Raw genomic sequence first — 18,124 nt, forward strand, 5'->3', positions numbered from 1 at the left:
TCCTTACCGTATCGGCATGGCACCCGGCACCCACACCGTGACCAACCAGGCTCCGCCCCTGGTGGGGTACGACATGTTCGCGTCCGACGCGGCCCTCGCGGAGGCCGTGGAGCGGCACCTGCCGCAGGACGTCCACGACGAGGCGCGCGAGGAGCTGACGGCCCTCGGGGTCTCGGCGGGATCGGCGCAGGCGCAGGAATGGGGGCGGCTCGCGAACGAGTACCCGCCGCGGCTGCGGACCCATGACCGGTACGGGAACCGGATCGACGAGGTGGAGTTCCACCCGGCCTGGCACCGGCTGCTCGGCCGCGGGGTCGGCGCGGGGCTGGCGGGCGCGGCGTGGGGCCGTCCGGGTGGACATGTGCGGCGGGCGGCGGCCTTCCTGCTCGCCTCCCAGGTGGAGGCGGGGCACGGCTGTCCGCTGTCGATGACCCACGCGGCGGTGCCGGCGCTCCGCGCCGAGCCGGAGCTGGCGGCGGCGTGGGAGCCGCTGCTCGCGTCGCGCGTCTACGAGCAGGGCCTGCGGCCGCCGCTGGAGAAGGCCGGCGTGCTGCTCGGGATGGGCATGACGGAGAAGCAGGGCGGCAGCGACGTACGGGCGAACACGACCCGGGCCGAGCCGCTGGCGGCCGACGGGGAGTACGTCCTGACGGGGCACAAGTGGTTCTGTTCGGCACCGATGTCGGACGGCTTCCTGGTGCTCGCGCAGGCCTCCCCCGCCACCGGAGGGGACGGCCCGACCTGCTTCCTCGTCCCGCGGGTGCTGCCGGACGGGTCGCGCAACGCCTTCGCGGTCCAGCGGCTGAAGGACAAGCTCGGCAACCGCTCGAACGCGTCGGCCGAGGTGGAGTTCGACGGGTCGACGTGGGCGCGCCGGGTCGGCGAGGAGGGGCGCGGGATCCGCACGATCATCGGGATGGTGGCGGCGACCCGGCTGGACTGCGTGCTGGGCTCGGCGGCGCTGATGCGGCAGGCGGTGACGCAGGCGGTGCACCACGCCTCGTACCGCAGCGCGTTCGGCGGCCTCCTCGTCGACAAGCCGCTGATGCGCAACGTGCTGGCCGATCTGGCGCTGGAGTCGGAGGCGGCGACGGTGCTGGGGCTGCGGCTGGCGGCGGCGTACGACGCCGACACGGACGCGGAGCGCGCGCTGCTGCGGATCGCGGTGCCGGCGGCGAAGTACTGGGTGACGAAGCGGTGCACGCCGGTGGTGGCGGAGGCCCTGGAGTGCCTGGGCGGGAACGGCTACGTGGAGGAGTCGGGGCTGCCGCGGCTGCTGCGCGAGTCACCGCTGAACTCGATCTGGGAAGGCGCGGGGAACGTGCAGGCGCTCGACGTGCTGCGGGCGCTCCAGCGGGAGCCGCAGGCCCTGAACGCCTTCCTGACGGAGGTGGGACGGGCGCGGGGCGCGGACCACCGCCTGGACCGGGCGATCCGCGACCTGCTGGCCGAGCTCGCCGACCTGGAGGGCATCGAGGCACGGGCGCGCCGGCTGGTGGAGCGGATGGCGCGGGTGCTGCAGGGCGCGCTGCTGGTGCGGTGGGCGCCGCCGGAGGTCGCGGACGCGTTCTGCGCGTCGCGGCTGGGCGGCGACTGGGGCGCCGCGTTCGGGACGCTGCCGCACTCGCTGGACCTGGCGACGGTGGTGGAACGGGCGCGGGCGGTCGTCTAGGAAGGGGCGCGGGCGGTCGTCCAGGAAGGGGCGCGGGCGGTCGTCCAGGAAGGGGCGCGGGCGGTCGTCCAGGAAGGGGCGCGGACGGGGAGGCGGCCGCCCGGGGCGTGGGTGATAGCTGATCGCCGGGGCTCCGGCTCGCCGCCCTGCGGCCGCCGAACGTCGTTTCGGGAAGCCCGTCGTGCGAGTGAGTCCCGGACGGGCGAGGCGAGTGGCCGCGCGTACCGGGGGTGGACCCGAGGGGGTCGGCACGCGCGGAAAAGCCGAGGGTGGTGCTGCGCCGACACGGCACCACCCTCCGCTTCGGTTACACCCTCGTGTACGGGGTCCGGGGTCGCCAGAGTTGCAAAAGGTTGCAGGATTACCCGAAGCGCGCCGCGCGTGACGCTGCGGAGCGGCACCATGGGCGCCGGGACTCGCACAGTGCAGAACCGATACAGCACCGATACGGCACCGCGGGGACTGGAAGGGACCGATGAACGACACTCAGCTCGACCTGAACCGGCTTGCCGCCATGGATTCCGTCAAGGCGAGCCGTCTGCTGCACAGGGTCCGGGAGGAGACCCTGGCCGGCCGGACCCCGCCGGTGGCTCCCCGGCCGGTGATCGACGCGTCCTGGCAGCGGATGGCCCGGATCGGCCTCGACCCCGACCGGGGGACGAACAGTGTGCTGCTGCGCCGGGACGAGCTGGAGGAGCGGCGCCGTTCGACCGTGCTGGGCGAGGTGATGCGGACGCTCAGCGCGGGGCTCGCGGGCATCGCGGACGCCTCGATGCAGATCATGGTGGTGACGGACGAGCTGGGCCGGGTGCTGTGGCGCGAGGGCAACCTGGCGGTGATGCGCCAGGCCAACGGCATCTGTCTGGAGGAGGGCGCGGCCTGGAGCGAACAGACCACCGGGACGAACGCCGTGGGGACGGCGCTCGCCATGGGCAAGGCCGTGCAGGTCCACTCCGCCGAACACTACGTCCACACCCTGCACAACTGGACCTGCGCTGCGGCCCCCGTCCACGACCCGCGCGACCAGCGCCTTCTGGGCATCGTCGACGTGAGCGGTCCGGCCTCCAGCTTCCACCCGGCGACGCTCGCGCTCGTCGCGTCGGTCGCGCAACTGGCGGAGGCGGAGATGCGCCAGCGCCATCTGCGGTCGATCGAGCGGCTGCGGTCGGTGGCCGCGCCGATCCTGTGCCGGGTGGGCGGCCGCGCCGTCGCCGTGGACACGCACGGCTGGACGGCGGCGGTGACCGGTCTGGCACCGGTGGACCGGCTGGCGCTGCCCAAGTCCTTCCGCGCGGGCCGGGTCTGGCTGCCGTCGCTCGGCATGTGCGCGGTCGAACCGCTCCCGGGCGGCTGGCTGCTGCGGGTCGAGGAGGAGGCCCGCCCGGCCGACACCGCGTCCGGCGCGGCGAGCCACGTGGTGCTCGACCTGAGCCGGCCGCACCGCTGGACGGTCGCCGTCTCGGGCGCGGCCGGCAGCTGGACCCAGGAGCTCAGCCCGCGGCACGCCGAACTCCTCTACCTCCTCGCGCTCCACCCGGAGGGGCGTACGGCGGCGGACCTGGCCGAGGACGTGTTCGGCGACCGCACCCGTACGGTCACGGTCCGCGCGGAGCTGTCCCGCATCCGCCGCAACCTGGCCGGCGTCCTCGCCCACCGCCCGTACCGCTTCAGCGAGGAGGTGGCCGTGGAACTCCGCCGCCCCACCCACCCCTCGGGCCTCCTCCCCCAGTCGACGGCCCCGGCGATCCGGGCGGCACGGACGGGCACGACCGCGTAGCCCGGCGGCGCGGGCGGCGGCACGGACGGGCACAACCGCGTAGCCCGCCGGTCCGGGCGGCACGGACGGGCACAACCGCGTAGCCCGGCGGCGCGGACGCGGCCGGACGCGGCCGCTGGTCCTGCTGGGCGCCGCCGGGCGCGGCGCGCGGCCTGGCACGGCCTGGCACGGCCTGGCCCCGCTGGGCCGCGGAGGCGGGCCGCACGAGACCGCTCCCGGGGTCGTCGCCAGGCCGCACCGGGTGATCCGAGCCCGCCGCCGGCGGCGGGCTCGGATCACCCGGTGCGGTAAGAGGGGACGGGATGCGGGCACGGCGTCCAGCCGTGTCCGTATGCCGGACAGCTTGTCCGCCAGGACCGAACACGGTGGGAATCCTGCGCTCCGCATGATGCGATAAGCCCATGAGCATCACTCTCACCACCTGGTCCCTGGAACAGACCTCGCCCGCCGATCTGCGTCCGGTCCCCGCCCCCGAGGGCCGTGACGTCACGATCGCGCGGGCCGGGGTGCCCTCGGCGGAGTTCAGCCGCTTCCTCTATACGGCGGTCGGCGGCGACATCCGCTGGACCGACCGCCTGTCCCTGACGTACGCGCAGTGGCAGGAGATCGTGGAGAAGCCGGGTGCCGAGATCTGGGTGGCGTACGAGCAGGGGACGCCGGCCGGGTACGTGGAGCTGGACCCGCAGGACGACGGCGTGGTCGAGATCGTGTACTTCGGGCTCGTCCCGGCCTTCCGGGGTCACGGGATCGGCGGGCACCTGCTGTCGTACGGGGTGGAGCGCGCCTGGGACCTGGCGGAACGCTGGCCGGACCGCGAACCCACCAAGCGGGTGTGGCTGCACACCTGCTCCCTCGACGGGGAGCACGCGATGGCCAACTACGAGCGCCGCGGTTTCCGGCTCTTCGACACGAAGGTCGAGCAGGCCGAGGAGGTCGAGACCCCCGGTCCCTGGCCCGGCGCCCACGCCTGAGGGGCCGCAGGTCCCGCGTCGACGCACGGGACCGCGGCACCGCACCACCGCACGACCTGCCGAAGGGGCCCTGAGCTGGGCCCCTTTCGCGTGACCCACACCACACCGTCTCGTGGAGCGAGACGACCTTGTCCACATCGTGGACGAAGCTGGACTGGGTCCAAAGTCCCGTGACACGCTTCCGTCATGTCTGGAACTGGAATTGCCTTGGTGAGTCGGCGGCACGTCGACCTCGGCCGCATGTCCAGCGCCATCTGTTCGGCGCGCTGAGCACCTCAGCACCGCCGCACATTCTCCTGACGTCCCGTTCTCTGCGCACTGCCGCGCCACCCTCACATCCGAGCGCGAGTGTGCAGGTCAGAGCCGCCCTCCCGCAGTCCCGAAGGACATATCGCCATGGCCGCCACCCCGGAAAACCCCACTCCCGCCACCGCCCGCCGCAAGGCCGGGCGACACCGTGGCGAGGGTCAGTGGGCCGCGGGGCACTTCACCCCGCTGAACGGCAATGAGCAGTTCAAGAAGGATGACGACGGTCTCAATGTGCGGACACGTATTGAGACGATCTACTCGAAGCGCGGCTTCGACTCCATCGACCCCAACGACCTGCGTGGTCGCATGCGCTGGTGGGGTCTCTACACCCAGCGTCGTGAGGGTCTCGACGGCACCAAGACCGGTGTCCTGGAGCCGGAGGAGCTGGACGCCGAGTACTTCATGCTCCGGGTCCGCATCGACGGCGGCCGCCTGACCACCGAGCAGCTGCGGGTCATCGGCGAGATCTCCGAGGAGTTCGCGCGCGGCACGGCCGACATCACCGACCGGCAGAACGTCCAGTACCACTGGATCCGGATCGAGGACGTCCCGGAGATCTGGAACCGGCTGGAGGCCGTCGGCCTGTCGACGACCGAGGCCTGCGGTGACACCCCGCGTGTCATCCTCGGCTCGCCGGTCGCCGGGATCGCCCAGGACGAGATCATCGACGGCACCCCCGCGATCGAGGAGATCCAGCGGCGGATCATCGGCAACAAGGACTTCTCCAACCTGCCCCGTAAGTTCAAGTCGGCGGTCTCCGGCTCGCCGCTGCTCGACGTGGCGCACGAGATCAACGACATCGCCTTCGTCGGCGTGGAGCACCCCGAGCACGGTCCCGGCTTCGACGTCTGGGTCGGCGGCGGTCTGTCCACCAACCCCAAGCTCGGCGTACGGCTGGGCACCTGGGTCTCCCTCGACGAGGTGCCGGACGTCTACGAGGGCGTCATCTCGATCTTCCGCGACTACGGCTACCGCCGGCTGCGCAACCGCGCGCGCCTGAAGTTCCTCGTCGCCGACTGGGGCCCGGAGAAGTTCCGCCAGGTCCTGGAGGACGAGTACCTGAAGCGCAAGCTGACGGACGGGCCCGCCCCCACGGAGCCCGCCGGCCGGTGGCGCGACCACGTGGGCGTCCACCAGCAGAAGGACGGGCGCTTCTACGTCGGCTTCGCCCCGCGCGTCGGCCGGGTCGACGGCGCCACGCTGACGAAGATCGCCGAGATCGCCGAGGAGCACGGCTCGGGCAGGGTGCGCACCACCGCCGAGCAGAAGATGATCGTCCTCGACATCGAGGAGTCGAAGGTCGAGTCGATCGTCTCCGCCCTGGAGTCGCTCGACCTGCGGGTCACCCCCTCGCCGTTCCGGCGCGGCACGATGGCCTGCACCGGCATCGAGTTCTGCAAGCTGGCCATCGTCGAGACCAAGGGCCGCGGCTCCTCGCTCATCGACGAACTGGAGCGCCGCGTCCCGGACTTCGACGAGCCGCTGACGATCAACATCAACGGCTGCCCGAACGCCTGCGCCCGCATCCAGGTCGCCGACATCGGTCTCAAGGGCCAGCTGGTCCTCGACGACGACGGCAACCGGGTCGAGGGCTACCAGGTGCACCTGGGTGGCGCGCTCGGTCTGGAGGCCGGCTTCGGCCGCAAGGTCCGCGGTCTGAAGGTCACCTCGGCCGAGCTGCCGGACTACGTCGAGCGGCTGCTGAAGCGCTTCCAGGCGGAGCGCGAGGACGGCGAGCGCTTCGCCACCTGGGCGGCGCGCGCCTCGGAAGAGGCCCTGTCATGAGCGAGCGGGCGGCCCCGTTCCACTGCCCGTACTGCGGCGACGAGGACCTGCGGCCCAACGAGCAGGGGCACGGCGCCTGGGAATGCGCCGCGTGCAGCCGAGCCTTCCAGCTGAAGTTCCTGGGGCTGCTCGCCCCGGGCACTTCGAGCAACTCCGGCGGAGGGGAACAGCTATGACGATCACTCAGGACGCGACCGCGGCCGACCTGAAGGCACTTGCCGAGCAGGCCGGCCGCGAGCTGGAGGACGCCTCCGCGCTGGAGATCCTCCAGTGGGCGGTCGACACCTTCGGCGAGCGCTTCTGCGTCACCTCCTCCATGGAGGACGCGGTGGTCGCCCATCTCGCCTCGCGTGCCAGGCCCGGTGTGGACGTCGTCTTCCTCGACACGGGCTACCACTTCGAGGAGACCATCGGCACCCGTGACGCGGTCGACGCCGTCATGGACGTCAACGTCATCACCCTGACCCCGCGTCAGACCGTGGCCGAGCAGGACGCCGAGTACGGCCCGAAGCTGCACGACCGCGACCCGGACCTGTGCTGCGCGCTGCGCAAGGTGAAGCCCCTCGAAGAGGGTCTGACCGGCTACGCCGCGTGGGCGACCGGCCTGCGCCGCGACGAGTCCCCGACCCGGGCCGGCACCCCGGTGGTCGGCTGGGACGAGAAGCGGCAGAAGGTGAAGGTCTCCCCGATCGCCCGCTGGACGCAGGAGGACGTCGAGGCCTACGTCCTGGAGCACGGGGTGCTCACCAACCCGCTACTCATGGACGGTTACGCCTCCGTCGGCTGCGCGCCCTGCACCCGCCGGGTCGCCGAGGGCGAGGACGCCCGGGCCGGCCGCTGGGCCGGGCGCGCCAAGACCGAATGCGGGCTGCACGGCTGATGACCACCACCCCCCAGACCTCCCAGGAGAACCACGTGACCGGTGCCACCATCTGGCTCACGGGCCTGCCCAGCGCCGGCAAGACCACCATCGCGTACGAGCTGGCCGGCCGGCTGCGCGAGGAGGGGCAGCGCGTCGAGATCCTCGACGGCGACGAGATCCGCGAGTTCCTGTCCGCGGGCCTCGGCTTCTCCCGCGAGGACCGCCACACCAACGTGCAGCGGATCGGCTTCGTCGCGGAGCTGCTCGCCTCGCACGGGGTCAAGGTGCTGGTCCCCGTGATCGCCCCGTACGCCGACAGCCGCGAGGCCGTCCGCAAGCGCCACCAGGCCGAGGGCACCGCGTTCGTCGAGGTGCACGTGGCCACTCCGGTGGAGGTGTGCTCGGTCCGCGACGTGAAGGGCCTGTACGCCAAGCAGGCGGCGGGCGAGATCAGCGGGCTCACCGGCGTCGACGACCCGTACGAGGCACCCGAGACGCCCGATCTCCGGATCGAGTCCCAGAACCAGACCGTGCAGGAGTCCGCGGCGCAGCTTCACGCGCTGCTCACCGAGAGGGGTCTGCTGTGACCACCGTTGCCCACGCCCACGAGGCGACCGACAGTCCGTTCGCGCTGTCGCACCTCGACTCGCTGGAGTCCGAGGCCGTCCACATCTTCCGTGAGGTGGCGGGCGAGTTCGAGCGACCGGTGATCCTCTTCTCCGGCGGCAAGGACTCCATCGTCATGCTGCACCTGGCGCTGAAGGCCTTCGCCCCGGCGCCGGTCCCCTTCACGCTGCTGCACGTCGACACCGGGCACAACTTCCCCGAGGTCATCGAGTACCGCGACCGCGTGGTCGCCGAGCACGGCCTGCGGCTGCACGTCGCCTCCGTGCAGGACTACATCGACGCGGGCAAGCTGCGCGAGCGTCCGGACGGCACCCGCAACCCGCTGCAGACCGTCCCGCTGACCGAGGCGATCCAGCAGCACCGTTTCGACGCCGTGTTCGGCGGCGGCCGTCGCGACGAGGAGAAGGCCCGCGCCAAGGAGCGGGTGTTCAGCCTCCGTGACGAGTTCTCCCAGTGGGACCCGCGCCGCCAGCGCCCCGAGCTGTGGCAGCTGTACAACGGCCGGCACGCCCCCGGTGAGCACGTCCGCGTGTTCCCCCTGTCCAACTGGACCGAGCTGGACGTCTGGCAGTACATCCAGCGGGAGCGGATCGCGCTCCCGGACATCTACTTCGCGCACGAGCGCGAGGTGTTCCAGCGCAACGGCATGTGGCTGACGGCCGGCGAGTGGGGCGGCCCGAAGGAGTCGGAGACCGTCGAGACCCGGCTGATCCGCTACCGCACGGTCGGCGACATGTCCTGCACCGGCGCGGTGGACTCCGACGCCACCACGCTGGATGCCGTGATCGCCGAGATCGCCGCGTCCCGGCTCACCGAGCGGGGCGCCACCCGGGCGGACGACAAGATGTCCGAGGCCGCGATGGAAGACCGCAAGCGCGAGGGGTACTTCTAATGAGCACGTCCACCGAACAGCAGCCGGCCGCCGAGCTGGCGGCCACCACCCTGCTGCGCTTCGCGACCGCCGGTTCCGTCGACGACGGCAAGTCCACCCTGGTGGGCCGGCTCCTGCACGACTCCAAGTCGGTCCTCACCGACCAGCTGGAGGCCGTGGAGCACGCCTCGCGGTCGCGCGGCCAGGAGGCCCCGGACCTGGCGCTGCTCACCGACGGTCTGCGGGCCGAGCGGGAGCAGGGCATCACCATCGACGTGGCGTACCGCTACTTCGCGACCCCGCGGCGCCGGTTCATCCTGGCGGACACCCCCGGGCACGTGCAGTACACCCGGAACATGGTGACGGGCGCCTCGACGGCCGAGCTGGCCGTGGTCCTGGTCGACGCCCGCAACGGCGTCGTCGAGCAGACCCGCCGGCACGCCGCCGTCGCCGCGCTGCTGCGCGTCCCGCACGTGGTCCTGGCCGTGAACAAGATGGACCTGGTCGACTACCAGGAGCCCGTCTTCGCCACGATCGCCGAGGAGTTCACGACGTACGCGTCGGAGCTGGGGGTCCCCGAGATCACCGCGATCCCGATCTCCGCGCTCGCCGGCGACAACGTCGTGGAGCCGTCCGCCAACATGGACTGGTACGGCGGACCGACCGTCCTGGAGCACCTGGAGACCGTGCCGGTCAGCCACGACCTGACCGCCTGCCACGCGCGCTTCCCGGTGCAGTACGTGATCCGTCCGCAGACCCCCGAACACCCCGACTACCGCGGCTACGCGGGCCAGATCGCGGCCGGCGCGTTCCGGGTCGGCGAGGAGGTCACCGTCCTGCCCTCCGGCAAGACGTCGACGATCACGGCGATCGACGCGCTCGGCGAGTCCGTGGACATCGCCTGGGCCCCGCAGTCGGTCACCATCCGGCTCGCCGACGACATCGACATCTCGCGCGGCGACCTGCTGGCCCCGAGCGCCGACGCCCCGGCGACCAGCCAGGACGTCGAGGCGACCGTGTGCCACGTGGCGGACCGGCCGCTCGCCGTGGGCCAGCGGGTGCTGCTCAAGCACACCACGCGTACGGTCAAGGCGATCGTGAAGGAGATCCCGTCCCGGCTCACCCTGGACGACCTCTCCCAGCACCCGGACCCGGGTCAGCTCGTCGCCAACGACATCGGCCGGGTCAGGGTCCGCACCGCCGAGCCGCTCGCGCTCGACGCGTACGCCGACTCGCGCCGTACGGGCTCGTTCCTGCTGATCGACCCGGCGGACGGCACCACGCTGGCCGCGGGCATGGCGGGCGAGTCGTTCGCCACGAACAAGGCCGTCACCGCGGCCGAGGACGAAGAAGGGTGGGACTTCTGAGCATGGTCAAGAACATGTACTCCACGTTCGCCAAGGAGGGCGGCCGGGTGGGCTCCGGTGCCCTCGGGGCCGGCATGGGAGGTGTCGCGCGATGTGCGTGCTGACCTCCGTACGCCGCTGCGGCGGCGCTCTGCCGCTCCACCCGCAACACCTTGAAAGACATAGACACCGACTGCGAAGTCGCTGAACCGAGGGGAACCCTCCCGTGCCTGCCACCACCCGTACCACCCTGCGCCGCGGCCTGTTCGCGGCCGCCGCTCTGCCCCTGCTGGTCGGGGCGCTCGCCTCCTGCAGCTACGGCTCCGAGGCCAAGAACGACGAGAAGAAGGTGGCGGCCGAGGGCACGAAGCTCTCCGCGGACACCGTACGGCTCGGGTACTTCCCCAATCTGACGCACGCGACGGCCCTGGTCGGCGACCAGGAGGGCATCTTCCAGAAGGAACTGGGCGGCACCACCCTGCGGTCCACCACCTTCAACGCCGGCCCGTCCGAGATCGAGGCGCTCAACGCCGGCTCGATCGACATCGGCTTCATCGGCCCCTCGCCCTCCATCAACGGCTACACCAAGTCCAAGGGCACCAACCTGCGCATCGTCGGCGGCTCGGCCTCCGGCGGCGTGAAGCTCGTGGTCGACCCCAAGAAGATCAAGACCCTGGACGACGTGAAGGGCAAGCGGATCGCCACCCCGCAGCTCGGCAACACCCAGGACGTGGCCTTCCTCAACTGGGTCGCCGAGAAGGGCTGGAAGGTCGACTCCCAGAGCGGCAAGGGCGACGTCTCCGTGCTCCGCACGGACAACAAGATCACCCCGGACGCCTACAAGTCCGGTTCCATCGACGGCGCCTGGGTGCCCGAGCCGACCGCGTCGAAGCTGGTCAGCGAGGGCGCGAAGGTCCTGCTCGACGAGTCCGACCTGTGGCCGGACAAGAAGTTCGTCATCACCAACATCATCGTGTCGCAGAAGTTCCTCAAGGAGCACCCCGACGTGGTGGAGGCCGTGCTTCGCGGCTCGGTGAAGACCAACGCGTGGATCAACGCCAACCCTGAGAAGGCGAAGGCCTCGGCCAACGCCAAGCTGAAGGAGCTCTCCGGCAAGCCGCTCGGTGACAAGGTCATCAACAACGCCTGGCCGTCGATCCAGTTCATCGACGACCCGCTGGCCGCCACCCTCCGCGCGCAGGCCGACCACGCCGTGAAGGCGGGTCTGCTGAAGCAGCCCGACCTGAACGGCATCTACGACCTGACGGCCCTCAACAAGGTCCTGAAGGCCGCGGGCAAGCCCGAGGTCTCCGACGCCGGCCTCGGCGTCAAGTAACACAGTCCGCAGCCCAACCCAGGAGGTGACGACCATGGCCACGACCACCACGCTCGCCAAGGCCGAGGACCGCGTCCGCGCGGCCGGGCACGCCGCGCGCCTCGAGCACGTCTCGAAGTCCTTCGGCGGTCCCGCCGGCGGCCAGCTCGTCCTCGACGACATCTCGCTCGATGTCGCCCCGGGCGAGTTCGTCACCCTCCTGGGAGCCTCGGGCTGCGGCAAGTCCACGCTGCTCAACCTGGTCGCCGGGCTCGACCGGCCGTCCGCGGGGTCCATCGAGACCCCCGGCGGCCGGCCGGCCCTGATGTTCCAGGAGCACGCCCTGTTCCCGTGGCTCACCGCGGGCAAGAACATCGAACTCGCCCTGAAGCTGCGCGGGCTGCCCAAGGCCGAGCGTCGCCCGGAGGCCGAGCGGCTGCTCGAACTCGTGCGGCTCGGCGGCTCGTACGACAAGCGCGTGCACGAGCTGTCCGGCGGCATGCGGCAGCGCGTGGCGCTGGCCCGGGCGCTCGCCCAGGACAGCGACCTGCTGCTGATGGACGAGCCGTTCGCGGCGCTCGACGCGATCACCCGCGACGTGCTGCACGACGAGCTGACCCGGATCTGGCGCGAGACGCGCCTGTCGGTCCTGTTCGTCACCCACAACGTGCGCGAGGCCGTGCGGCTGGCCGAGCGTGTCGTCCTGCTCTCCTCCCGGCCCGGCCGGATCGCCCGGGAGTGGACCATCGACATCCCGCAGCCGCGCCGCATCGAGGACGCCGCCGTGGCGGAGCTGTCCGTCGAGATCACCGAAGAACTGCGTGGGGAGATCCGCCGTCATGGCCAGCACTGACACCACCGCCGACGCGGTGAAGACCGACGACCTCGCCGGCCTGGAGGCCGGGCTCGACGCCCTGGACAGCGTGCAGGTCCGCAGGACCCCGGTGCGCGAGGTCCTCCTGAAGAAGGTCCTGCCGCCGGTCCTGGCGGTCGTGCTCGTCGTCGTGGTCTGGCAGCTGCTCGTGACCGCGAAGGTCGCCGACGAGGGCAAGCTGCCCTCGCCCGGGGCGGTCTGGGACAGCCTGTCCACCATGTGGCTGGAGGGCACCCTCCTCGGCGTGCTGTGGACCAGCGTCTCCCGGGCCCTGCTCGGCTTCCTGCTCGCGCTGGCGATCGGTACCCCGCTGGGTCTGATCGTCGCCCGGGTGGGTGTCGTCCGCACCGCGATCGGCCCGATCCTGTCCGGTCTGCAGTCGCTGCCCTCGGTCGCCTGGGTGGCGCCGGCGGTGCTGTGGCTGGGCCTCAACGACAGCATGATGTACGCGGTGATCCTGCTCGGCGCGGTGCCGTCGATCGCGAACGGCCTGGTGGCCGGCGTGGACCAGGTGCCGCCGCTGTTCCTGCGGGCGGGCCGGACGCTCGGCGCGACGGGGCTCAGGGGCGCCTGGCACATCGTGATGCCGGCCGCGCTGCCGGGCTATCTCGCGGGCCTGAAGCAGGGCTGGGCGTTCTCGTGGCGCTCGCTGATGGCGGCGGAGATCATCGCCTCCTCGCCGGACCTGGGGCTCGGCCTCGGCCAGCTCCTGGAGAACGGCCGCAACAACTTCGACATGCCGGGGATCTTCCTGGCGATCATCCTGATCCTGCTCGTCGGTGTCGCCATCGACCTGCTGTTCTTCAGCCCCCTGGAGCGCGCGGTGCTGCGCCGTCGCGGCCTGCTGGTGAAGGCCTGACCATGAGTTACCCCACCCTTCTCGTCATCGCCCACGGCAGCCGCGACCCGCGGCACGCGGCGACCGTCCAGGCCCTCGTGCGCCGGGCCGGCCTGCTGCGGCCGGGGCTGCGGGTGGAGACGGCGTTCCTGGACTTCAACCTGCCGTCCGTCACGGGGGTGCTCGACCGGCTCGCCGCGGACGGGGTGCGGGAGGTCGTGGCCCTGCCGCTCCTCCTCACCCGGGCCTTCCACGCGAAGGCCGACGTCCCCGGCGTCCTGCGCCAGGCCCCCGCCTCGCTGCGGGTGCGGCAGGCGGAGGTCCTGGGCCCGTCCCCGCTGCTGCTGGCGGCGGTGGAACGGCGCCTGTACGAGGCCGGGCTGACGCCCGGCGACAAGAGCACGACCGGGGTCGTCCTGGCCTCGGCGGGCTCCACCGACCCGGAGGCGATCGCAGTGATCGCAGAAACGGCGCGGGAGCTGCGGCGCACCGGTTGGTGCTCCGTGCGGCCTGCGTTCGCCTCCGCATCCCTTCCTCGCACGGAGGACGTGGTCCGCGCCCTGCGCGCGGAGCCCGGGGTCGGCCGCGTGGCGGTGTCCCCGTACGTGATCGCCCCGGGACGACTCCCGGACCGCATCGCCGGCGGCGCGGTCGAGGCCGATGTCCTCGCGGACGTCCTCGGCCCCTCCCCCGAACTGGCCCGGCTGCTGGTGGAGCGTTACGAGCAGGCCGTACGCGCCCCGGAGCGGCTGGCGGCCGCCGGTTAGGGCGTGCGGCCGCTCACCGCGAGGGCCCGCGTGAAGGCGCCGGCCCCGGCGGGGGCGGTGACCGGGGCGGCGAAGCCCTGGTACTCGCGGTACATCCCGGCGTAGCGCTCGACGACGCCGAGCAGATGCCGACCGGTCTCCTCGGGCACGGTGAACTCCTGGTCCGTGGCGAGTGCCAGGTCCCAGCCGTGCAGGGCGAGTTCTGCCAGCAGCATGGCGGCGATCTCGGGCGCGGGCACGGCGCTGCCGCCGAGGTCGACGTCCCCTTCCCACGCCTCGGGCTTCGCCCAGGCGGCGAGCGCCCGGTCGAGCTGGGCCGCGTACCGCTCGGACCAGTCGGCGTCCGCGGTGAAGTCGCGCCGGACGGTCTCCTCGGGGAGCTCGGTGCGCAGGGCGCGGTGTTCGAGGCCGTGGGCGGTGTAGAGGACCAGGTGGTTGGCCAGCTCGCGGACCGTCCAGTCGGTGCAGCCGGTGGGCCCGGCGAGCTGCTCGGCGGTGATCCCGCGGCTGACGCGGGCGGCTTCGGCGGCGCAGGCGGTGAGGTGAGCGTGGATCTCGTTCATGCCACCCACGGTAGGGAGCACCCCGTGGGCCGGTCTTGAAGAATCGCGACACCCCGCACCGGCGGACGCCGCGAGCCGGACACGACCAGGTGTATTGATCACCAGCGTCAACAACGCTCGTGATCAATACACCTAGCTGAAGTCGAGCCCGCCGGTGCGGGTGCGCTTCATCTCGAAGAAGTCGGGGTGGCGGGCGAGGACGCGGAAGGCGTCGAAGAGTTCGGCGGCCTCCTCCCCGCGCGGGACGGCGCGCAGGACCGGCCCGAACCAGGCGGTGCCGTCGACGTGGAGGGTGGGCGTGCCGACGTAGGCACCGGCCTCGGGGTCCTTGCCGGCGTCGTGCCGGCGGCGGACGGCCTCGTCGTAGGCCGGGTCGTGGGCCGCGGCGGCGAGCTCGGCTGGGAGGCCGAGTTCGGCGAGGGACTCGGCGATCACGGCGTCGAAGTCCTGGTTCTTCCGCTCGTGGATGCGGGTGCCGTACGCGGTGTAGAGCGGGCGCAGGATCTCCTCGCCGGCCTTGTCGGCCGCGGCGGCGGCGACCCGGACGGGGCCGATGGAGGCGTCGACGAGGGTGCGGTACCAGTCGGGCAGGTCGTTGCCCTCGTTGTGGAGGTAGAGGCTCATGAGCCGGAAGCGGAGATCGATGTCGCGGTGCCGCTCGACTTCGAGGATCCAGCGGGAGGTGATCCAGGCGAAGGGGCAGGCGGGGTCGAAGGAGAAGTCCACGGTCGTCGTCATGCGGGAAGCGTAGTTCTGCTTTGGCCCGTCGTTCCGGGCCATTCGCACACTCTTCCACTGGGCCACTTCAGGCGTGGGGGCCGGTCATCTCGACGAGCTTGACCACGGTGTTCCAGTTCCGCGCGGTGACGGTGAGGCCCTTGAAGAGGGCGGGCCGGGAGAGGACCTCGCCGAGCTTGGAGCGGCCCAGGCCCTCGGGGGCGTAGAGGTAGAGGACGCGGTCGCCGAGCGCGAATTCCTCGGGCAGGTAGGCCGCCCGGTCGACCGCGGCGAGGCGCTGCTCGTCGAGGGGGCCGGAGAGGTAGAAGGCGTGCAGCTGCTTGCCCTCCAGCTCGGCGGCGGGGAAGGGGCAGTTCTCGGCGACGGCGGCGAGCCGCTCGTGGTCGAGGACGAGGCAGTCGACGTGGAAGCCGAACCGCTCCTCGATCGCCCCTTCGAGTGCCGCGGTGAGTTCCGCGGGAGCGGTGTCGGCGTCGGTGGTGAAGACCGCGTTGCCGCTCTGGAGGTAGGTCTTCACGTCCCGGTGGCCGAGCTCCTCCAGCAGGGAACGGAGCTGCGCCATGGGGACCTTGCGGTGTCCGCCGACATTGATCCCGCGCAGCAGCGCCGCATAGCTCGTCGTCATGATCACACCATAAGGCGGCCGCCATGCCCCGTGGGGGAGGGCACGGCGGCCGCCGTATCAGGGGATCGCCGTCGCTACTCGACGATCTTCAGGAGCTTGTTGGCGGTGCCGGGGCTGGCGTTGCCGATCTTGTCGGGGGTGGCCCCCGAGGTCAGCGCCTCGGCGACCTGGTCCGGGGTGGCGTCCTTGTGGGCCGCGAGGTACACGGCCGCGGCGCCGACGACGTGCGGGGTGGCCATCGAGGTGCCGGAGATGGTCTTGGTCCCGGTGTCACTGTCGTTCCAGGCCGAGGTGATCTCCGAGCCCGGGGCGTAGAGGTCCACGACCGAACCGAAGTTGGAGAAGTCGGACTGCTGGTCGTCCTTGGTGGAGGAGGCGACGGTGATCGCCTCGGGCACCCGGGACGGCGAGCCCTGTCCGGCGTCCGCCGACTCGTTCCCCGCGGCGACGGCGAAGGTGACGCCGGAGGCGATGGCCTTCTTGACCGCGTCGTCGAGCGCCGGGTCGGCGCCGCCGCCGAGGCTCATGTTGGCGACGGACGGGCCCTGGTGGTTCTTGGTGACCCAGTCGATGCCGGCGACGACCTGCTCGGTGGTGCCGGAGCCGGCGTCGTCGAGCACACGGACGGCGACGATCTTGGCCTTCTTGGCGACGCCGTGCTCGGTTCCGGCGATGGTGCCGGCCACGTGCGTGCCGTGGCCGTTGCCGTCCTGGGCGGTGTCGTCGTTGTCGACCGCGTCGAAGCCGTTCGAGGCACGGCCGCCGAAGTCCTTGTGGCTGATGCGGACGCCGGTGTCGATGACGTACGCGGTGACGCCCTCGCCGCCGGAGTCGGGGTAGGTGTACTTGGAGTCGCCGGCCGTGTCGGTCTGGTCGACCCGGTCCAGGCCCCAGGACGGGGGGTTCTCCTGGGTGGCGCTGATGGAGAACGTGCGGTTCTGGACGACCTTGGCGACGGCCGGGTCCGCGGCGAGGCGCTTGGCCTCGGTCTCGGTGAGGCCGTTCACGGAGAAGCCGTTGACGCTGGAGTCGTAGCTGCGGCGCAGGGTGCCGCCGTACTCCTTCGCCAGGTCGCCCTTGTTCGCCTTCTCGTCGAGCAGCACGACGTAGCTGCCCGCGACGGCGCCCTCGACGCCGAGTCCGTAGACCGTTCCTTCGGCGGGCGTGGGGGCCGCGCCGGCGAACGGGCCGGTGAGGACGGTGATTCCGGCCGCTGCCGCGATCGCGGTCGTGACGGCGATGATCCGGACGTGCTTGCGGTCACGCTTGTGTATTGCCATGAAGAGGGGTCTCCTCGTCAGGATTTGTGGGGGGTTGGGCCGTTGGAAGAAAACCTTCCGGCGACCCGTTCGAAACCCTGACCGATTGACGAGTGCAAATCAAGGCCTTCACAGACTCATGACTTTTTCAGCAAGGTTTCTTAATAAGAAAACGGGGCGAGTCATCACAACTCGCCCCGCCCACATGCGCGTTTACGTCGTCATGATTTCGCCAGCTCCGCCTCGATCAGGTCAGCGGCCCACTTCGTTCCCCCTTCAAGCATCATCCCTTCTGCTATCTCCCGCTCTCCGCGGGCGACTTCGGGATCGCAGGCGAGGACGGGCACGGCCTCGCGCGGCCGTTCGGGCATGTCGTCCCCCGCCGGCAGGTGCCGTGCGCCCCCGAGTCCCCGGCGCGGGCGCGTCATGAAAGGAAAATGCGTCGAACGCGGAGCCGACCTCTGAGAAGGTCCTGAGTGCCCCGGAACTGCCGCGAAAGGAAGCCCGTGCCGCGCGCTGTCACCTTGATCCGTTCCGCCTCCCTGTCCGATGTAGCGGAGTACGCCTACGCGGCCACGGCCCCGGCCGAGTCGCGGCTGATCTTCCTGGCCGGAGCATGTCCTCTGAACGAGGACGGCTCCACTGCGGCGATCGGGGACGTCGCGGGGCAGGCGGCCAGGGCCGTGGAGAACATGCGGACCGCTCTGAAGGACTCGGGCGCGTCACTCCTCGATGTCATCAGCACCCGTGTTCTCGTTGCCTCTCACCGGCGGGAGGACCTGGTGACGGCGTGGGAGGTCGTGCGGGACGCGTTCGGTGAGCACGACGTGCCGAGCACCTTGATGGGTGTCACCGTGCTCGGCTACGACGGCCAGCTCGTAGAGATCGAAGCCGTCGCCGCCGTACTCGATTCCTGAGCCGACGG

19 protein-coding genes are annotated in these 18,124 nt (G+C 71.5%); 15 read left to right on the plus strand and 4 right to left on the minus strand.

Annotation, left to right across the window (positions count from 1 at the left end; translation table 11 throughout):
- Positions 1–16 precede the first annotated feature (16 nt).
- The 14 genes from ACIRQF_RS28550 (at position 17) to ACIRQF_RS28615 (ending at position 14,014) form a co-directional block, all read left to right on the plus strand.
- The gene (locus ACIRQF_RS28550; RefSeq protein WP_404096187.1) at positions 17–1,672 is read left to right on the plus strand and encodes an acyl-CoA dehydrogenase family protein; all 1,656 of its coding nucleotides are present in this window, start codon (positions 17–19) and stop codon (positions 1,670–1,672) included.
- A 475-nt stretch (positions 1,673–2,147) separates the two neighbouring features.
- Positions 2,148–3,449 carry a GAF domain-containing protein gene (locus ACIRQF_RS28555; protein WP_382481361.1) on the plus strand — a complete coding sequence of 434 codons (1,302 nt, stop codon included), beginning with the start codon at positions 2,148–2,150 and terminating at the stop codon, positions 3,447–3,449.
- Between the two features lie 401 nt (positions 3,450–3,850).
- On the plus strand, positions 3,851–4,420 hold the full coding sequence (locus ACIRQF_RS28560) for a GNAT family N-acetyltransferase (protein WP_376629094.1): 570 nt from the start codon (positions 3,851–3,853) through the stop codon (positions 4,418–4,420).
- A gap of 186 nt (positions 4,421–4,606) precedes the next feature.
- Positions 4,607–4,690, plus strand: a complete 84-nt coding sequence (locus ACIRQF_RS28565; protein WP_351188065.1) for a putative leader peptide — start codon at positions 4,607–4,609, stop codon at positions 4,688–4,690.
- A 126-nt stretch (positions 4,691–4,816) separates the two neighbouring features.
- Positions 4,817–6,514, plus strand: coding sequence for a nitrite/sulfite reductase (locus ACIRQF_RS28570; RefSeq protein WP_382481364.1), 1,698 nt, complete (start codon positions 4,817–4,819; stop codon positions 6,512–6,514).
- Positions 6,511–6,690: a hypothetical protein gene (locus tag ACIRQF_RS28575; protein WP_376629090.1), complete on the plus strand. Its 180-nt coding sequence runs from the start codon at positions 6,511–6,513 to the stop codon at positions 6,688–6,690. Before ACIRQF_RS28570 ends, ACIRQF_RS28575 begins: the two co-directional genes overlap by 4 nt.
- A complete protein-coding gene (locus ACIRQF_RS28580; protein WP_376629088.1) occupies positions 6,687–7,394 on the plus strand; it encodes a phosphoadenylyl-sulfate reductase in 708 nt (235 codons plus the stop codon). The genes ACIRQF_RS28575 and ACIRQF_RS28580 overlap by 4 nt, the downstream gene beginning before the upstream one ends.
- The gene (gene cysC, locus ACIRQF_RS28585; RefSeq protein ID WP_404096193.1) at positions 7,394–7,963 is read left to right on the plus strand and encodes an adenylyl-sulfate kinase; all 570 of its coding nucleotides are present in this window, start codon (positions 7,394–7,396) and stop codon (positions 7,961–7,963) included. The genes ACIRQF_RS28580 and cysC overlap by 1 nt, the downstream gene beginning before the upstream one ends.
- Positions 7,960–8,895 carry a sulfate adenylyltransferase subunit CysD gene (gene cysD / locus ACIRQF_RS28590; RefSeq protein ID WP_404096196.1) on the plus strand — a complete coding sequence of 312 codons (936 nt, stop codon included), beginning with the start codon at positions 7,960–7,962 and terminating at the stop codon, positions 8,893–8,895. The genes cysC and cysD overlap by 4 nt, the downstream gene beginning before the upstream one ends.
- Positions 8,895–10,241, plus strand: a complete 1,347-nt coding sequence (locus ACIRQF_RS28595; protein ID WP_404096199.1) for a sulfate adenylyltransferase subunit 1 — start codon at positions 8,895–8,897, stop codon at positions 10,239–10,241. Before cysD ends, ACIRQF_RS28595 begins: the two co-directional genes overlap by 1 nt.
- Positions 10,242–10,446: 205 nt before the next feature.
- The gene (locus ACIRQF_RS28600; protein WP_404096202.1) at positions 10,447–11,556 is read left to right on the plus strand and encodes an aliphatic sulfonate ABC transporter substrate-binding protein; all 1,110 of its coding nucleotides are present in this window, start codon (positions 10,447–10,449) and stop codon (positions 11,554–11,556) included.
- A 34-nt stretch (positions 11,557–11,590) separates the two neighbouring features.
- The gene (locus tag ACIRQF_RS28605; RefSeq protein WP_376629079.1) at positions 11,591–12,388 is read left to right on the plus strand and encodes an ABC transporter ATP-binding protein; all 798 of its coding nucleotides are present in this window, start codon (positions 11,591–11,593) and stop codon (positions 12,386–12,388) included.
- Entirely contained in the window at positions 12,375–13,268 is an 894-nt protein-coding gene (locus ACIRQF_RS28610) for an ABC transporter permease (RefSeq protein ID WP_404096205.1), read from the plus strand. The genes ACIRQF_RS28605 and ACIRQF_RS28610 overlap by 14 nt, the downstream gene beginning before the upstream one ends.
- 2 nt (positions 13,269–13,270) lie before the next feature.
- Positions 13,271–14,014: a sirohydrochlorin chelatase gene (locus tag ACIRQF_RS28615; RefSeq protein ID WP_404096208.1), complete on the plus strand. Its 744-nt coding sequence runs from the start codon at positions 13,271–13,273 to the stop codon at positions 14,012–14,014.
- On the opposite strand, the gene ACIRQF_RS28620 is transcribed toward ACIRQF_RS28615, so the two are convergent.
- From ACIRQF_RS28620 to ACIRQF_RS28635, 4 genes are all read right to left on the minus strand, one after another.
- Positions 14,011–14,577, minus strand: a complete 567-nt coding sequence (locus tag ACIRQF_RS28620) for a TIGR03086 family metal-binding protein (protein ID WP_404096211.1) — start codon at positions 14,575–14,577, stop codon at positions 14,011–14,013. The two genes, ACIRQF_RS28615 and ACIRQF_RS28620, sit on opposite strands and share 4 nt — an antisense overlap.
- Positions 14,578–14,709: 132 nt before the next feature.
- Entirely contained in the window at positions 14,710–15,315 is a 606-nt protein-coding gene (locus ACIRQF_RS28625; protein WP_376629071.1) for a DsbA family protein, read from the minus strand.
- Positions 15,316–15,382: 67 nt separating this feature from the next.
- A complete protein-coding gene (locus ACIRQF_RS28630; RefSeq protein ID WP_404096214.1) occupies positions 15,383–15,940 on the minus strand; it encodes a DUF1697 domain-containing protein in 558 nt (185 codons plus the stop codon).
- A gap of 74 nt (positions 15,941–16,014) precedes the next feature.
- Positions 16,015–17,220 (minus strand): S8 family serine peptidase, encoded by a 1,206-nt coding sequence (locus tag ACIRQF_RS28635; protein WP_376629067.1) that lies wholly within the window; start codon positions 17,218–17,220, stop codon positions 16,015–16,017.
- 485 nt (positions 17,221–17,705) lie between these two features.
- On the opposite strand from ACIRQF_RS28635, the gene ACIRQF_RS28640 reads away from it, so the two are divergent.
- On the plus strand, positions 17,706–18,116 hold the full coding sequence (locus ACIRQF_RS28640) for a RidA family protein (protein ID WP_404096217.1): 411 nt from the start codon (positions 17,706–17,708) through the stop codon (positions 18,114–18,116).
- The last annotated feature ends 8 nt before the right edge of the window (positions 18,117–18,124 follow it).

This window comes from Streptomyces sp. NPDC101191 (genome assembly GCF_044767915.1).
GTDB lineage: Bacteria > Actinomycetota > Actinomycetes > Streptomycetales > Streptomycetaceae > Streptomyces.